The organism is Paenibacillus sp. 7516 (assembly GCF_002272715.1).
Classification (GTDB): Bacteria; Bacillota; Bacilli; order Paenibacillales; family Paenibacillaceae; genus Paenibacillus; species Paenibacillus illinoisensis_A.
The window spans coordinates 39,762-55,890 of sequence record NZ_NPBI01000040.1 but is presented as its reverse complement, the minus strand read 5'-3'; the positions used below and the strand labels follow the sequence as shown (position 1 = coordinate 55,890).

Here is a 16,129-nt window from a genome sequence, read left to right as displayed (position 1 = left end):
TTACTTTCAACCAATTAATATTTTGAGACTCGGGTCGGTCTCAGCTTCATCAATTATTTCGTTATATTTTTCAACAAGCCGCTCAATTGTAAGCTTTCTTTCAGATGTCAAAAATTTACTCAATTCGTATAAATTCGTAGCAATAAACTGCTCTGCTTCAAGAATATCTATGCGCCCTTCCATACCTTGAATTTTGGAAAGACTCTCAGCTCCAGCTATGCTTTCATGAGTTGTTACAATGATCGGTCTATTCCCAGCCTCAAGATTGCGAAGACATTTTCTCAGCAATGCTTCACTGGGAGCTGTGGTAACATGAAAAATAACTTCATCAATAGCAAAGTCTCCGCTCCTCCCACTTCCAGCATCTGCTACAGAGAATCCGTGTCTCGTAACCACCTCATCTGACAGAACTAATGAAAGTTTAGCTCCTATTAGATGTTGAAGAACAGCCCCTTCATACATTGTTCCAGGATTGTCCTTTTGTCTTTTTACAGCCTGATCAAGTAAGTCTCTCACCATAGTTCTAAGAGACTTACTTGTGTCATATTTCAAAACAAAAGGTTGGCCTGAAAAAAAATCTTTAATACGTTCTACCCACCAATTTTCTGTATATTTGATATCTAATATACCTTCTTGATAAGTAGAATTCAGAAAATCTACATAGCTCTCGATATAGCCTATGCTCCCACGGCTAGTCCTACCTGCCTCTTCTGCCAACACTCTATTGATTCCATAGTCCTTCAGTATTTTCTGAACATTAGATTTACTTAAACCTTTAATTTGCCCCTTGTTTTCCGTCCTCATGGTAGAGAAATCAAGAGGTAATCCATTTTCTTTAGCATTTCGGGTAGTAATTAAAATTGCAGCTAATTTCCCCTTGGTTGTTAGTTTGTTGGTCTCTCTAAAATCAAATAATCGGTTTGAGAGTTCCTCTGACATTATTATATGCTCCTTCTAACGCGTAATTTGAAGCAACTATTGCAAGTTTAACAAGTAAATGTTTGGCTAAATATTTTGCTACAGGAGCCGAGACTGCATCCCCCATTGCTTTATAACCATCATTATAAGTACCAGGAAGTTTATAGGTCTCAGGAGCCCCCATTAATCGAGCAGTTTCTCTGACAGTAAGTAATCTTGTTTGAACTTTGCCATTATGGTTTATAACCAGATATTGTCTACTGCTTCCGCCTCCTGGTGTTCTAAGGCATCCAGCAATTCCGTCAAACCTCAACTCCAGCACTTGCTTACCATTTCGAGTTCTTTTATACCCTGGAGCAACTACTACTTCTCCAGTAAGGAACTTATCCAAATGGCGATCATTAATCAAAGAAATATTACGCTCAGAAATTTGATTATGGTCACAAGGGGCTTCCCACTCAATAATATCTGATAATGAACTCTTTCTTGATGGGGGTACAGGCATGTTCCACCATACCCAATCTTCAAGAGTTACTCCCACTTTAGCTATTGCTTTAGTATGCAACCAAGTTGGTTCTTCACTTACCAATTCATCAGGGATCATAATCTCTCTTTTTAAAGCTATAACAAAAATTCTTGGTCTTGATTGAGGTACCCATCGAGCCGCATCGAGCATTATAGCTCCCACTTTATAGCCGCGAATACGCAAAGCTTCATGTAAAACACGATAATGATCACCTTTGTTAGATGAAATAAGCCCTTCAACGTTCTCAGCCACTAATAAAGAAGGCTTATCGGACATTTCATCTAGTACTCTTAACCACTCCCAAACCATTCCGCTTCGCTGACCATTTATACCTGCTGAAAGACCTGCAAGTGATAGATCTTGGCAAGGAAAACTTGCCCAAGCTAAGTCTACTTCTGGTAAGTCGTTACCTTGAATATTACTTATATCACCTAATTGAAAGTATTTATTACCATGGTTTGCAGTATATATAGTCGCTTTTTTTTCATCTATATCATTAGCCCAGACTGCTTTAAAATGATTTTTCAAGGCATATGTGACTAATCCACTTCCCGCAAAAAATTCAAGAAAAGTGAACGTGGATTTATTTGTTTTAAGTGCACTAGTAAGCAAGTCTGGCTCACCTCCATAATTAAATTTCACTTTTATTTTACCACTGTATTTCGATATAATCTATGAAATAAGAGCAAATGTTCTATATAAGTCTATTCTCCAATCATTTTATATATTATCACTAAATAGATATATCTTTATATCTAAGAAAAACAAAGGCCATCAACCTATGAAACTGGTTGATGGCCTTTGTTTTTCTTGCTCTAATGGAGGCGAGGGGAGTCGAACCCCTGTCCGAAGATAACGACACATAAGCTTCTACGGGTGTAGTCACAGTTTTGATGTCACCCGAGTATCGCCCCGTAACCGGCTATACGTTGGGTCAGCCTGATTGTCTTCTTCAGCACACCCCAGGCGGAGATGTGACAGCGTATCCCACTAAAGTTGAGCCCTCATCCCGGTACATGGGCGATACAGAGCGAGAGCACGCTCACAGGTTATTAAGCTGCGAAAGCGTAGTTGTTTTGTTGTTTGCCGTTTAATAGGCTTTAGCGTTGATGAAGCGGACGCGTCCCCACTACCCGCTACCCATGCTCGAACTATCCCCGTCGAATCCATAAACGCCCCCTCATATAAGAAGGGCTCCAGGATTAATCCGTGAATACGGAGCAAAGGTGCTGCACATCTTTTTCCTCCAAGGTAAAAAGATGCTCTTTCAAACTCGGCATTCCTGTCTGCTACATGAATAATCATATCACAGGACCGAATGCAGATATAGTACAGATTACTGGAAGTCATACCAGCAGGCTGAACATCTGTGCAAGATTAACCAATGCACCATCTGAGGCTCAATCGTCTACATATTATACCGCGTCCCTCGGTCGAAGTAAAGTTTGCCAGCATGAGATTGCGAACAACTGTACCTCCTTTATTTTACCCACAATTTGTACTGGCTACGCAGAGAGCAGCTACTTTAGATACCACATCTGCGTCATATCGCAGCCACCTAAACCAATGTATCTTTAACTTAGCCATACTGTACTTACAGATTAAATCCTTTATGCTCCCCAAACGTTCTAACAGCAGCACCACGTAAAATAAAAATCCCAAGCTCCGCCCAGTTCTGGGCCAAACTTGAGATCCTCATTTACCTCGCATCTAAAATTAACTTATGACGCATCCTGCGAAGCTGAAGCAATTCCAATCAGCGGGCGATCTTCTGCTTCTCACGCAGTGCCCGTTGAATATCACGCTGTGCATCCCGCTTCGCAGCAGACTCACGTTTATCATACTGCTTCTTACCTTTACCCAGGCCAAGCAGCAATTTCGCATATCCATTACGCACATAAATCTTCAGCGGCACAATACTGTATCCTTCCTGCTTCGACAACCCAAGCAGCTTGTTAATCTGAGACTTGTGCAGCAGCAGCTTGCGTGTACGTGTTGGATCAAGCGGATTATGTCGGTTCCCTTGTTCAAAAGGACTAATATGCATATTATGAATGTGAATTTCACCGTTACGAATCGTGGCAAACGCATCGCCAATATTCGCACGGCCGTTACGAAGAGATTTGATCTCCGTTCCGGTAAGCACCATGCCCGCTTCATACGTATCTTCAATGAAGTAGTCATGGGAAGCCTTTTTATTCTGTGCAAGCACTTTACTCTGTCCATCATTCTTGCCCATGTCCTCACTCCTTCTCCGTAAAATAAGCCGGTACCATGCTCTATAGCCGCGCACCCGATGATGCCCAGGTACCCTATGCCAGACCTTAATTGTAGCAAGGACCGCTGTTAAAATCAAGAAAGAGGCAGCATATGCTGCCCCTTCTCATTACACACATTTCATGCTGTGCGAAACGATATTACTTTTTCTTCTTCCGTACAAAAGCGGCTGTTCCATTCGCGGAAGCACCTTTGTTCTTTTTCCGTTTACGGCGCGGAGCTCCGCCTTCTTGTGTACCTCCAGGTGTAGCTGCTTCGCCGATAAAGATACCGCTAGGTGACGTCTTTTTGCGTCCACCGCCACCTTTACCGCCGCCCTTGCCGGATTTGAAGCTGCCTTCGCCACGGCCTTTACCGCTGTTCAGATCAGTCCCTTGGCCGCCAGTGCCGCTGTCCTGACTGGACGGCGCAGAGCTGTATCCACCTTTACCCGATCCAAAACCAAAGCTAACTGCTCCTGTGCCTTTACCGCGAGCAGCAGCTGGTGCACTTGCATCTCCCGTGCGGCGTTCACCTTTCGGTTTGCCACCACCTTTTCCACTGAAGCTGCCACGTCCACCCTTGCTGCTCTCTTCCGGTGCTCTTCCACCGCGGCTGCCGCCACCTTTGCCTCCACGTGAGCCACTGAATCCACCAGAACCGCCTTTGGCGCCACTCCGGCCACCACCGCCAGCAGGACGTCCGCCTCTGCCGCCTCGGTTGCCGCCACCAAAACCACCTGGCCGTTCACTGCGTGGCTTCATATCCACCATTTCAAAGTCAATCGTGTATTCTTCCATGCTCACGCGAGCAACACGAATCTTCACCTCATCTCCGATACGGAACACTTTCGAGGTCCGTTCACCAATGAGAGCCATATGCTGATCGTCAAAGTGGTAATAGTCGTCCGTCAGTGCACTCAGTCGGATCAAGCCTTCTACCGTATTCTCGAGTTCAATGAACATGCCGAAGCTGGTTACACTGCTAATCATGCCTTCGAATTCTTCGCCGACCTTATCGAGCATGTACTCAGCTTTCTTCATTTTCTCTGTATCCCGCTCGGCTTCAACCGCCACACGTTCACGCTCAGATGATTGCTGCGCAATATCGGACATGCGTGACGCCAGGTATTCCTGACGATTCTCCGGCAGCGCACCCTTGTTCTCAATCACTTCCCGAATGACACGGTGAATAACCAGATCGGGATAACGACGAATCGGTGATGTGAAGTGACTGTAGAACTCAGCCGCGAGGCCAAAGTGCCCCGACATTTCCGCATCATACTTCGCCTGCTTCATGGAACGCAGCATCATCGTACTGATCACCGTCTGTTCCTTCGTTCCATTGATATCCTCGAGCAGGGATTGAAGTGCACGTGGGTGGATCGCGTTACCGCGTCCTTTTACATGGTGTCCGAAGTTCGCTGCAAAAGCGAGGAAGTTTTGCAATTTTTCCTGATCGGGATCTTCATGCACACGGTAGATAAACGGAACCTTCAACCAGTGGAAGTGTTCTGCCACGGTCTCATTGGCCGCCAGCATGAATTCTTCAATGATTTGCTCTGCAATGGAACGCTCGCGTTTCACGATATCGACTGGTTTGCCTTCTTCGTTCACAATGATTTTGGATTCTTCAAAATCAAAGTCAACCGCACCCCGGCGCATACGCATCGCGCGAAGCTTAAGGGCAATTTCTTTCATCAGATGGAAGTCATCCACCAGATCCTTGTAGCGCTCCAGCAATTCCGGCTCTTCGCCTTCAAGAATTTTACGAACGTTCGCATACGTCATACGCTCTTTGGTTTTGATCACACTCGTGAAGATGTCGTGGTTCACAACCTTCATCTGGTCGTTGAATTCCATTTCACAAGACAGCGTAAGGCGATCCACCTGCGGATTCAAGCTACAGATCCCGTTCGAGAGACGATGCGGCAGCATCGGAATAACACGGTCTACCAAGTACACGCTGCAACCACGATTGTATGCTTCCTGATCCAGTTTGGAGTTCTCGCGTACATAATAACCGACATCCGCAATATGGACACCCAGACGGTAGTTCCCGTTCGGCAGCTTCTCCACATTGACAGCATCGTCCAGATCCTTGGCGTCTTCTCCATCGATGGTTACGATGTTTAATCCACGCAAATCACGGCGGCCCTGCTGCACGATCTCTTCATCCGTAATGGATTCGGGAGCTTGTTCTGCTTCTTCCACCACTTCATCCGGGAATGCTTCCGGCAGCTGATGCTTGCGAATGACGGACAATATATCAATGCCTGGATCATCCTTATGTCCAAGAATCTCTATAATCTCGCCTTCTGCGGCAGCGCGACCTTCCGGGTAGCTCACGATTTTGGCGACGACTTTTTGTCCATCTACAGCCCCGGCAGAATTCGTACGCGGAATGAAAATATCACGGTTAATCCGCTTATCGTCCGGAATGACGAAGCCGTATACCTCATGGTTTTGGAACACACCGACCACTTGGGTAACTGCACGGGTAACAATGCGTACGATCTCGCCTTCCAAACGTCCGTTGGATGGACCCTGAGACGTCACTTTAACAAGCACCGTGTCCCCGTTCATCGCACTCTTCATATCATTGGCATGGATGTAGACATCCGGATGCTCTTTATCCTCAGGGATGAGAAAAGCAAATCCCTTCGCATGTGCCTGCAGCCTTCCGCGAACCAGGTTCATGCGTTCAGGCATGCCGTACCTGTTGTTACGGGTAAGCAGAATTTTACCGGATTCCTCCAGTGTATTCAGCATGATCAAAAAGGCTTTGAAATCAGCTGCATCTTCAATCTCGAAGTGCTGTTCCAGCTCCTGATAGGTCATCGGTTTATAAGCGGTTTCCCGCATGAAGTCGAGCAATTGTTGTTCTGTTATCATTAATATTCACCTCGGGAAACGTAAAAGTGTAATCTGGTTTGTATCCTGTCTTTATGTATCTGAATTTTTGCAATTTTCATGCCACGTAACACATGCCCTCACTATCTCATACCCTAGTATACACGAATTCAATCCACCGCATCCGTACCCCGCAAAATAATCCAAACCTCAGCTGAATGCAGCACTTCACGTCATGGGTACACGTTTTCATTGGATTTTAGGATAACAAATTCCTTAAAGAACTACGTTCAAAGATGAAATAAAGATGAAATGTCTGGAGCAAAGTCGTTCGTATTGAACCACTAAGTAAGCAACTGGGCTAAGTAACGGGAAGAAAAACGAAATGGAAGTGGGGAACCGAAGATTACATGGGTTAAAAAAATGCTGTTGGGAAACTTTGGACATGCGCCAATGTATTAAAAAACCTCCGTTTCTTCTCGAAACGAAGGTTCATCATCTTAGGTCGTTCATTCATATATGCTTGATCTACCAATCATTACAGCAGATTCCTTATTTAGAAATGACTGTAACAATGATAGCCAAGATCATAAATCCTGCACCCAGTACAACGGTTGCACGTTGCAGGAAAAGATCCAATCCGCGCGCTTTCGTTTTACCGAAAAGATGTTCCGCACCACCGGAGATGGCACCCGCCAAACCAGCGCTTTTCCCGTGCTGCAGCAATACTACAGTGATTAGACCGATCGAGAAAACAACGAGCAGCAATTTCAAAGCAATATCCATTCTTTCCACCTCCTACCCATGTGGGCATAACATCTCACCATAAAAACAGTTACTTTAATTGTACCACAGCTATTCCCAATCTACAACCTTATCCATGATACTGTCTATATTATGAAGAAATGAAAAAGACAAGCCGGTTACCCGGCTTGCCCTAGAAGCTGTGAACACAGCTTATTTTTTAAGGTTGTAGAATCCTTTAAGACCATTGTATTGAGCCAGTTCGCCCAGTTGATCCTCGATGCGGAGCAATTGGTTGTACTTCGCGATACGGTCTGTACGGGAAGGTGCACCTGTTTTGATTTGTCCTGCATTTGTTGCAACCGCGATGTCAGCGATTGTGCTGTCTTCGGACTCACCGGAACGGTGGGAGATTACAGCTGTGTATCCTGCGCGTTTAGCCATTTCGATTGCATCGAATGTTTCAGTCAGCGTACCGATTTGGTTAACTTTGATCAGGATGGAGTTACCAATACCTTCGTTGATACCTTTTTCCAGACGCTCAGTGTTCGTTACGAACAAGTCGTCACCAACGAGTTGTACTTTGTCTCCCAGTTTTTCAGTGAGCAATTTCCAGCCATCCCAGTCGTCTTCGGACATACCGTCTTCGATTGTGATGATTGGGTATTTCTCAACCCATGAAGCCAGAAGGTCAACATACTCAGCGGAAGTGTAAGATTTACCTTCGCCAGCAAGTGTGTATTTACCATCTTTGTAGAACTCAGTGGAAGCTACGTCCATACCCAGGAATACGTCAACACCTGGTTTGTATCCTGCTTTTTCAATCGCTTCGATGATTGTAGTGATTGCTTCTTCGTTCGAACCAAGGTTCGGTGCGAAACCACCTTCGTCACCTACAGCTGTGTTCAGGCCTTTGGAGCTCAGTACGGATTTCAGGTTGTGGAAGATTTCTGCGCCTACGCGAAGAGCTTCTTTGAATGTTGGTGCTCCAACAGGAAGAACCATGAACTCTTGAACGTCGATGTTGTTGTCAGCATGCTCACCACCGTTGATGATGTTCATCATTGGTACTGGCAGTGCTTTAGCGTTGAATCCGCCCAGGTAAACATACAGTGGCAGGTCCAGAGCGTCAGCAGCTGCGCGAGCTACAGCCATGGATACAGCCAGGATTGCGTTAGCACCCAGTTTACCTTTGTTTGGCGTACCATCCAAAGCGATCATCATTTTGTCGATACCCAGTTGATCCAAAGCGTCCATACCGATTACTTCTGGAGCGATTGTTTCGTTTACGTTCTTAACAGCTTGCAGAACGCCTTTACCCAGGTAGCGGGATTTGTCACCATCGCGAAGCTCAACAGCTTCGTGGGCACCAGTGGATGCACCAGATGGAACGATTGCGCGTCCGATTGCGCCGGACTCCAGGTATACTTCAACTTCAACTGTAGGGTTACCGCGGGAGTCGAGGACTTCGCGAGCGTACACGTCAGAAATAATAGTCATGAGTGATAATCTCCTTTTAATTTGAATTTATTTTTAATACGTTCAGAATAATTGAGTTTCACCAGACCACTCCGCATGCAGTACCATCTTCCGATCGCTGTTATCCCCTGATTCCTTTGAACTTATCTTCATAAGTTAGAATCATGTGATAAAGGCGAACGCGTTGCTTCTTCAGATTGGTTCTGCTTGCTTCGTTCCAGGTTCCACTTTGTCTTATTCAACAACCTATTTAAACGAATTATTTACGGGTAGCGATGACAGAAGTACCTGTCATTTCTTCCGGTTTAGGCAATTGCATCAGGTCCAGAATCGTTGGCGCGATATCGGCCAGGATTCCACCTTCACGCAAGGTTACGTTAGGGTCTGTAACGATAAATGGAACCGGGTTCGTTGTATGAGCAGTGAACGGACGTCCTTGCTCATCGAATACCATATCCGCGTTACCATGGTCAGCAGTGATGAGTACAACGCCGCCTTTGGCAAGCACTGCATCAACAACACGTCCCATGCACTCATCTGTCACTTCAACCGCCTTAATGGTAGGCTCCAGCATGCCGGAGTGTCCAACCATATCCGGGTTGGCGAAGTTCAGGATGATCGCATCATGTTTGTCCGCTTCGATCTCACGTACACATGCGTCAGCTACTTCATAAGCGCTCATCTCCGGTTGCAGATCGTACGTTGCAACTTTTGGCGAGTTGATCAGCACGCGAGTTTCGCCCGGAAGCTCAACGTCACGACCACCGCTGAAGAAGAAGGTAACGTGCGGGTATTTCTCAGTTTCAGCAATACGCAGCTGTTTCTTGTTGTTCTGAACCAGAACTTCACCCAGTGTATTGTCGAGGTTTTTAGGCGAGTATGCCACATAACCTTCAACGGTTTCACTGAACAATGTCAGGCAGACAAAGTGCAAGCCTTCTGGGAATTTCGGACCGCGGTCGAAACCACGGAAATCCTTGTTCGTGAATACTTGCGACAGCTGAATCGCACGGTCAGGACGGAAGTTCAGGAAGATTACGGAATCGCCGCTTTCTACCAAGCCTACCGGCTCACCATCCGCTTTAACAATAACCGTTGGCTCAACGAATTCGTCAAATACGGACTTCTCATACGATTCTTCAACCGCTCTGAGTGGATCGTTGTATTTTGGTCCATCACCATAAACGATGGCACGATATGATTTCTCAACACGTTCCCAACGTTTGTCACGGTCCATCGCGTAGTAGCGACCTTGAACCGTTGCGATTTGTCCTACACCGACTTCCTCAATTTTGGCGATCAGTTTCTTCATGAAGTCTTTACCGCTATCCGGCATAACGTCACGACCATCCAGGAAGGCATGAATATAAACGTCATTCATTTCTTCTTTTTTGGCCAGATCCAGCATGGCAAACAGGTGGTCGATGTGACTATGTACGCCGCCATCAGACAACAATCCGTAAAGGTGAAGCTTTTTACCGTTTTGTTTCGCTTCGCGCACAGCTTTGACAAGTGTTTCGTTGTCGAAGAACTCTCCGTCACGAATCGATTTGGAGATACGGGTCAAATCCTGGTATACGATCCGGCCGGCACCAATGTTCAGGTGACCTACCTCGGAGTTCCCCATTTGCCCTTCTGGCAAACCTACAGCTTCACCGCAAGCAGTGAGAGTGGTGTGTGGGAATTGGCTCATAAAGCGATCGTAGTTCGGCTTTTTGGCTTGCGCTACTGCGTTGCCTTCCACCGTGTTACGAAGACCAAAGCCATCCATGATGATCAGTGCTACAGGTTTTGGAGCTGTCATTACTTCGCCCCCTCAACAAGCGCGATGAACGAAGCCGGCTGCAAGCTGGCACCGCCAACAAGCGCGCCGTCGATGTCGCTTTGTCCGAGGTATTCTGTTACGTTCTCTGGTTTAACACTGCCGCCGTATTGAATACGAACTGCACTTGCAACCTTCTCGTCGTACAGATCCTTCACCAGGCTACGGATGTAAGCAATAACTTCATTCGCATCTTGGGATGTGGAGGATTTACCTGTACCAATCGCCCAGATTGGTTCATAAGCGATAACCACTTGTGCCGCTTGATCTGCAGACAAACCTGCAAAAGCAGCTTCCGTTTGCACTTTGCATACGTCTTTTGTTTGGTTCGCTTCGCGCTCTTCAAGTGTCTCACCAAGACAGAAGATTGGAGTCAATCCGTGACGGAATGCTGCATGCAGCTTTTTATTAACAGTCTCATCGGTTTCCGCAAAATATTGACGGCGCTCCGAGTGACCAATGATTACATAATCCACGCCCAGATCTTTCAGCATTACGCCGCTGATTTCACCAGTGAATGCACCGTTGTCTTCAAAGTGAAGATTTTGAGCACCAATTTTGATGTTTGTGCCTTTCACAGCCTCTACCAATGTAGGCAGATTCGTAAACGGTGCACAGATTACAGTCTCCACGCCTTCAACTTCCGCTTTTCCTTTAACTTCCTGAATGAAGTCATTGGATTCGGAAACCGTTTTGAACATTTTCCAGTTACCTGCGATAATCGGTGTTCTCATGGTTTTCAACTCCTTCATGCTATAGCTTAAAACTTACTTGTCGTTCAATGCAACTACGCCTGGAAGCACCTTGCCTTCCATGAATTCCAGCGATGCACCGCCACCTGTGGAGATGTGGTCCATTTTATCAGCCAGTTTGAACTTCTCAGCTGCTGCTGCGGAGTCGCCACCACCAATTACTGTGTAAGCATCCGTTGTTGCACAAGCTTCCGCCACTGCACGAGTACCGTGGGAGAAAGGCTCGATTTCGAATACGCCCATTGGTCCGTTCCATACTACAAGTTTGGAGTTTTTAACAACGTCAGCATAGATCTCACGTGTTTTAGGACCGATGTCGATACCTTCCCAATCTGCAGGAATGTCGCCAACTTCAACCACTTTTGTGTTTGCGTTAGCGCTGAAATCATCAGAAATGACGATATCTACTGGCAGATAGAAGTTTTTACCCAGTTTTTTTGCTTTTTCGATGAAGCCCAGAGCTACATCCAGTTTGGACTCATCCAACAGGGATTGGCCTACTTCGTGGCCTTGAGCCTTCATGAATGTGTAGGACAATCCTCCACCGATGATTACGTTGTCTGCAATGTTAAGCAGGTTGTCGATTACATCGATTTTGTCCTTAACTTTGGATCCGCCAATGATTGCAGTGAACGGACGCTCAGGGTTGGAAATGGCTTTGCCGAGCACTTCAAGTTCTTTCTCCATCAAAAGACCGGATACTGCTGGCAGCAAGTGAGCGATACCTTCTGTTGAAGCATGTGCTCTGTGAGCCGCTCCGAAAGCATCGTTAACGAAAACGTCAGCCAGTTCAGCAAATTGTTTTGCCAGTTCTGGATCGTTTTTCTCTTCGCCTGCATGGAAACGAACGTTTTCAAGCAACAAGACGTCACCGTTGTTCAGTTCAGCAACTTGCGCTTTAACAGTTTCACCGATGGAATCGTCAGCTTTAACCACTTTTTTACCAAGCAGTTCGGACAGACGCTCAGCTGCTGGAGTCAAACGCAAGGATTCCACAACTTCGCCATTTGGACGACCCATGTGGCTCGCAAGAATGACTTTCGCACCTTTTTCGATCAAGAAGTTGATCGTTGGCAGTGTTGCACGAATACGTTTGTCATCTGTAATTTTACCATCTTCGAGCGGCACATTGAAATCTACACGGACAAAAGCCCGTTTTCCTGTCAATTCGATATCGCGTACACTTTTTTTGTTCATCTGTATTTCCTCCGCACCCATGTATTTGGTGGACCGATCAGGAGCCCAAACCCCCTGTCAACCCTGGTGTTTTTGAGAAATTTGCAAAATGTTGATAGATAAAGAGCGGAAACAATAGCATCTGTTTCCGCTCTATGTTATTGCAGATATTACTTAATCATTTTTGCAAAGTGCTCCAAAGTGCGAACCAATTGAGCTGTGTAGGACATTTCGTTGTCATACCAAGCTACAGTTTTAACCAGTTGTTGGTCGCCCACAGTCAGAACTTTAGTTTGAGTTGCATCAAACAGGGAACCGAAAGTGATACCTTGGATATCGGAAGATACGATTTCGTCTTCAGTGTATCCGAAAGTTTGTGGATCGGAAGCTTCTTTCATTGCTGCGTTAACTTCATCAGCAGTTACTTTTTGTCCAAGAACAGTTACGAGCTCAGTCAGGGAACCAGTAGCTACTGGTACACGTTGAGCTGCACCGTCGAGTTTACCTTGCAGTTCAGGGATAACCAAACCGATTGCTTTAGCAGCACCAGTTGTGTTAGGGATGATGTTTTCAGCTGCTGCGCGAGCACGACGGAAGTCACCTTTAGGGTGTGGAGCATCCAATGTGTTTTGGTCGCCAGTGTAAGCGTGAATTGTAGTCATCAAGCCTTGAACGATTCCGAATTTGTCTTGCAGTGTTTTTGCCATAGGAGCCAGGCAGTTTGTTGTGCAAGATGCGCCGGAGATTACAGTTTCAGTACCGTCGAGGATTTCATGGTTTACGTTGTAAACGATGGTTTTCATGTCGCCAGTAGCTGGTGCGGAGATAACAACTTTTTTAGCGCCGCCTTTAAGGTGCTTCTCAGCTGCTTCTTTCGTTGTGAAGAATCCAGTACATTCCAGAACGATGTCTACGCCCAGGTCGCCCCAAGGAAGTTCTTCTGGGTTACGGTTAGCCAGTACTTTAACTTCTTTGCCGTTCACTTTGAAGAAGCCGTCGTGTACTTCAACATCGCCATCGAAGCGACCTTGAGTTGTATCATATTTAAGCAAATGAGCCAGCATTTTAGCGTCAGTCAAGTCGTTGATTGCTACTACTTCAATGCCCTCTACATTTTGAATACGGCGGAATGCCAAGCGACCAATACGTCCAAAACCGTTAATACCTACTTTAATCATGAGTAAGTTCCTCCCAAGTTTTGATTTAATTTTTTTATGAAGCTATATATTCAAGACAGACGGTGAAGTCCGTCAAGACAACAAGAGTTGTGGTAAAAGAAAATCTTTATTCCATTTCGGCAACGATGACTTCGGCAGCTGCCTCATCAATAATCAGAATATCTTCCTGCCCGAATCGCAGTACGGAATGAATGGCAGCCGCTTTACTTTTGCCGCCCGCAATTCCAATCACGACATCGGTCCGTTCAATATCCTGAAGTCGCATGCCCAGAGTTAGCATGGTGTGTACCACTTCACCCTGATCGTTAAAATAATAACCGAAGGATTCAGATACGGCTCCTTGCTCCTGAAGCTCTTCAATGATCTCCGCTGCAAGTTTGCGTCTTCGCGCCATCTCCACGGCATCACCGATTCCGTGAATTACGATGCGTGATTGTCGGATCAGCTGAAGAATCTCCTGAACGCTAGGGTCCTGAATTAATGATTCATAGGCATGATCACTAAGCAAATCCGGTACATGCAGGAGTTTGTATTGTGCTCCTACCCGTTTTGCCATTGTCGATGCAATCGTATTGGCCTGAATTTCGAGGCTTTCTCCCAATCCGCCGCGTGCCGGTACGAACCAGACACCTTTAAGCGATGTTGGCGGAGTCAGCTGCTCTGCTACTTCTGCCGTTGTTGATCCGCCTGTAACGGCAACAACGTCGTTATCATTCATTACCTGACTAAGAGCCTTTGCTCCAGCCTTACCCAGTTCCCGTTTGGCAAATGGAGAAATGTCCGAATCGCCGGGAACGACAACTACCTTTTGCAGACCGTAGGCTTGCTTGATGCGTTCTTCCAGCTCGGATAATCCGAACAGCTCTTTGGCTACTGGCTCTAACTGCTGCAGCAGATCATGCCCTGCCTCACTGATCTTCATCCCTGCACTGTCAATTTCAATAAGTCCCTGAGCCTTTAACAAATCGGTCTCAGCCCTCAGAACCCGCTCGGTCATCTGCATGGAATTGGCTAACGTCCTTCTCCCGATCACATCCGATAACATGATCTGGTGCAGAATCGTATACCTCTTCTTCAAGACATCCATGAGATCAGGCAGAAGCTGCTTTTGCACTTCTAAAATCGTTCGCATGCTTTCCACTCCCGCAAGCTTCTCGTTCCAAGCTCTCTTTCATGGCCCTAAAATGTCCCGGGTTAACTTTTTAAGTCCCACGTCTATTCTACCTAAAACTGACGCGACATGCAAGTGTTTCAAAAGCCTTATTTCACAACGTTTCGGGCCATTGTACGCGCATATTTTCACAATCTCCGACTTCCACAGGAAAGTGCAGCCGCATTCATACCATATATAGAAGAAAACCTAATTTCTCATCTATATATCGCTTCTATTGACTCCAGGATCGTGCTTCATGCAACCTGTCCAAAACTTCTCTTAGCATTTACTTAAATGCTCTCTTTATCCATTCTTCATCATCATGATCAATTTCAGGTCATTCCAAACCATAAGCTTGATCATATCTCTTGCAATTCAGGATTCCATGAGCTATAATCATTATTGCTGTCACATCAACGTGCGCCCGTGGTCCAATGGATATGACGTAGGCCTCCGAAGCCTGAGATCCAAGTTCGATTCTTGGCGGGCGCGCCATTCTTGATTAGCAACTCATAACCCTTTTAACCAATGGAACCGTAAAGGTTTCTTTTTTTTCAAAGTTAGTTTGACTTTCTTTGACTTTTTGTTTGAAATTGTTTATGATGTGGGTAATACGGTAACAGTTTAAATAGATACACTATTCCATGTACATTTCCGAGGAGGTTTTTCACGTGAGTTATATTCCTATGGTCGTTGAACAGAGCAACCGCGGTGAGCGCGCCTATGACATCTATTCCAGATTGCTGAAGGATCGTATTATCTTTCTAGGCAGCGATGTAAATGACGTTGTTGCGAATGCCATCATGGCACAGATGTTGTTCCTCGCTGCGGAAGATCCGGAGAAAGACATTCATCTATACATCAACAGCCCAGGCGGATCCATTACAGCCGGTATGGCCATTTACGATACAATGCAATTTATCAAACCTGATGTATCTACTATCTGTGTAGGTATGGCTGCTTCCATGGGTGCATTCTTGCTCAATGCAGGTGCAAAAGGTAAACGTTTTGCACTGCCTAACAGTGAGATCATGATTCACCAGCCGCTGGGCGGCGCACAAGGTCAGGCTTCGGATATCGAAATCCGTGCCCGCCGCATTCTGAAAATGCGTGATACCTTGAACCGCATCATCGCTGAGCGCACAGGTCAACCACTGGAGCGCATCGAGAAAGATACAGACCGTGACTACTTCATGAGTGCTGCTGAAGCTGCCGATTACGGTATCATTGATAAAGTCATCGCAAACGTTGGCTCCCAAGGCGTATAAGCCGA

The 16,129-nt window shown here is 46.0% G+C and carries 12 protein-coding genes, 1 tRNA gene and 1 other RNA gene; 2 read left to right on the top strand and 12 right to left on the bottom strand.

Annotation, left to right across the window (positions count from 1 at the left end):
- Positions 1–6: 6 nt before the first annotated feature.
- From CHI14_RS26890 to CHI14_RS26835, 12 genes are all read right to left on the bottom strand, one after another.
- Positions 7–939 carry a DUF4928 family protein gene (locus CHI14_RS26890; RefSeq protein ID WP_095293043.1) on the bottom strand — a complete coding sequence of 311 codons (933 nt, stop codon included), beginning with the start codon at positions 937–939 and terminating at the stop codon, positions 7–9.
- Positions 908–2,056, bottom strand: coding sequence for a DNA cytosine methyltransferase (locus CHI14_RS26885; protein WP_095293041.1), 1,149 nt, complete (start codon positions 2,054–2,056; stop codon positions 908–910). Before CHI14_RS26885 ends, CHI14_RS26890 begins: the two co-directional genes overlap by 32 nt.
- A 204-nt stretch (positions 2,057–2,260) precedes the next feature.
- Positions 2,261–2,624: a transfer-messenger RNA gene (gene ssrA, locus CHI14_RS26880) on the bottom strand.
- Positions 2,625–3,200: 576 nt separating this feature from the next.
- Positions 3,201–3,683, bottom strand: a complete 483-nt coding sequence (gene smpB / locus CHI14_RS26875) for an SsrA-binding protein SmpB (protein WP_095293038.1) — start codon at positions 3,681–3,683, stop codon at positions 3,201–3,203.
- A 178-nt stretch (positions 3,684–3,861) separates the two neighbouring features.
- Complete coding sequence (gene rnr / locus CHI14_RS26870; protein ID WP_095293036.1) at positions 3,862–6,594, bottom strand: ribonuclease R; 2,733 nt, start codon at positions 6,592–6,594, stop codon at positions 3,862–3,864.
- Positions 6,595–7,104: 510 nt separating this feature from the next.
- On the bottom strand, positions 7,105–7,338 hold the full coding sequence (secG, locus tag CHI14_RS26865; RefSeq protein WP_095293034.1) for a preprotein translocase subunit SecG: 234 nt from the start codon (positions 7,336–7,338) through the stop codon (positions 7,105–7,107).
- Between the two features lie 171 nt (positions 7,339–7,509).
- Entirely contained in the window at positions 7,510–8,796 is a 1,287-nt protein-coding gene (gene eno, locus CHI14_RS26860) for a phosphopyruvate hydratase (protein WP_095293032.1), read from the bottom strand.
- A gap of 238 nt (positions 8,797–9,034) precedes the next feature.
- Complete coding sequence (gpmI, locus tag CHI14_RS26855; protein ID WP_095293030.1) at positions 9,035–10,579, bottom strand: 2,3-bisphosphoglycerate-independent phosphoglycerate mutase; 1,545 nt, start codon at positions 10,577–10,579, stop codon at positions 9,035–9,037.
- Positions 10,579–11,331 carry a triose-phosphate isomerase gene (gene tpiA / locus CHI14_RS26850; RefSeq protein WP_095293028.1) on the bottom strand — a complete coding sequence of 251 codons (753 nt, stop codon included), beginning with the start codon at positions 11,329–11,331 and terminating at the stop codon, positions 10,579–10,581. The genes gpmI and tpiA overlap by 1 nt, the downstream gene beginning before the upstream one ends.
- Before the next feature lie 33 nt (positions 11,332–11,364).
- Positions 11,365–12,546 (bottom strand): phosphoglycerate kinase, encoded by a 1,182-nt coding sequence (locus CHI14_RS26845; protein WP_095293143.1) that lies wholly within the window; start codon positions 12,544–12,546, stop codon positions 11,365–11,367.
- Positions 12,547–12,695: 149 nt separating this feature from the next.
- The gene (gene gap, locus CHI14_RS26840) at positions 12,696–13,703 is read right to left on the bottom strand and encodes a type I glyceraldehyde-3-phosphate dehydrogenase (RefSeq protein ID WP_095293026.1); all 1,008 of its coding nucleotides are present in this window, start codon (positions 13,701–13,703) and stop codon (positions 12,696–12,698) included.
- Between the two features lie 106 nt (positions 13,704–13,809).
- Positions 13,810–14,835: a sugar-binding transcriptional regulator gene (locus CHI14_RS26835; protein WP_095293024.1), complete on the bottom strand. Its 1,026-nt coding sequence runs from the start codon at positions 14,833–14,835 to the stop codon at positions 13,810–13,812.
- 441 nt (positions 14,836–15,276) lie between these two features.
- Here CHI14_RS26835 and CHI14_RS26830 point away from each other — a divergent pair.
- Both CHI14_RS26830 and clpP read left to right on the top strand, forming a co-directional pair.
- Positions 15,277–15,351, top strand: a tRNA-Arg gene (locus CHI14_RS26830).
- A 176-nt stretch (positions 15,352–15,527) separates the two neighbouring features.
- Positions 15,528–16,124 (top strand): ATP-dependent Clp endopeptidase proteolytic subunit ClpP, encoded by a 597-nt coding sequence (gene clpP, locus CHI14_RS26825; protein ID WP_095293022.1) that lies wholly within the window; start codon positions 15,528–15,530, stop codon positions 16,122–16,124.
- Positions 16,125–16,129: the final 5 nt, after the last annotated feature.